This window comes from Actinomadura harenae (genome assembly GCF_003696215.1).
GTDB lineage: Bacteria > Actinomycetota > Actinomycetes > Streptosporangiales > Streptosporangiaceae > Spirillospora > Spirillospora harenae.
In genome coordinates this window covers 1-1,325 of sequence record NZ_RFFG01000266.1, presented here as the reverse complement: position 1 = coordinate 1,325, position 1,325 = coordinate 1, and the positions used below count along the sequence as shown (strand labels likewise).

1 protein-coding gene is annotated in these 1,325 nt (G+C 69.9%); it reads right to left on the bottom strand.

What is annotated here, in order from left to right; translation table 11 throughout:
* Positions 1–16 precede the first annotated feature (16 nt).
* A complete protein-coding gene (locus EBO15_RS43395; protein WP_378240633.1) occupies positions 17–1,081 on the bottom strand; it encodes an IS110 family RNA-guided transposase in 1,065 nt (354 codons plus the stop codon).
* Positions 1,082–1,325: the final 244 nt, after the last annotated feature.

Genomic DNA, 1,325 nt, shown 5'->3' with positions numbered 1-1,325 from the left:
GATGCTCCTATGGATGTCAAGCGGCGAGTTCAAGATCGTTTGATGTGATGAGTTGGTAGAGCTCGCGGGCGATGTAGCGTTTGAGGCAGCGGATGATCTCCTTTTTGGTCATGCCTTGTTGGGTGCGTCGTTCGGCGTAGGCGCGGGTGCGGGGGTCCCAGCGCAGGCGGCAGAGGACGACGCGGTAGAGCGCTGCGTTGGCGTGGCGGTCACCGCCGCGGTTGAGGCGGTGCCGGTTGGTCTTGCCGGAGGAGGCGGGGATCGGGGCGGCGCCGCAGAGCATGGCGAACGCCGCTTCCGAGCGCAGCCGGTCGTGGTTCTGGCCGGCGGTGACCAGCAGTTGCCCGGCGACGTCGGTGCCGACGCCGTTCGCGGCGACCAGACGGGGGTTGATCGCGGCGACCAGGGGCTCCAGGAGCTCGTCCAGGTCGGCGATCTCGGCCGTCAGTTGCCGGTGGCGGCGGGCCAGGGAACGCAGGGCGATCTTGGCGGCGGCCGTGGGGGATGCGGCGTCTGTGCGGTCGGGTCGCAGGTCCGCGCAGACGGCGATCAGTTCCCGGACCGGCAGGTGACGCAGCCGCTCGCGCACCTGGTCGGGAGCGGTCACGATCAACGCCTTGATCTGCCGTTGGGTGTCGGCTCGCTGCTCGACCGCCGAGCGGCGGGCCACCCGCAGGTTCCGCAGCGCCTCGATCCGGCCGTCACGCTGCTTGGGGGTGCCGGTCCGCTCGCCGGCCAGGGCGGTCTTGGCCGCTTGGACGGCGTCGATCGGGTCGGACTTGCCCTGGAACCGGCGGGTCTTGCGGTCGGGGCGGTCGACCTCGACCACCGTGATGCCCTGGTCGTGTAGCAGGCGGGCCAGCCCGGCACCGTAGGCGCCGGTGCCCTCGACCCCGACCCGCCCCAGCCGCCCGAACGAGCGCATCCAGGCCAGCAGTGCGGCATATCCGGCGGTGGTGGCGGGGAACTGCTCGGTGCCCAGCACCCGCCCCACCTGGTCGATCACCGCAGCGGTGTGAGTGTCCTGATGGGTGTCGACTCCACCGGCGACCTCGCTGATCGCTGTGTCTTCGGGTGTAATGGGGGCCATCGTCGTCCTGTCGCTCATGGCTGTGGGCAGGGCGGCACGCACCAGCCGAGCGGACGGACAAGACAGTGATGGGGCCTCTGGCCAGGCTCCTATAAGGTCACCCCGCCACGTCCGGTGAGTGCACACGAGCACCTCCCGACCAGGGCCGACAGATCCCGTTGAGGACCCAAGGTCAGTCAGTCGGCGGGTCAGACCCCGGACGGGAGGTGCTCACCTCCATCATCACTGTCAGTCG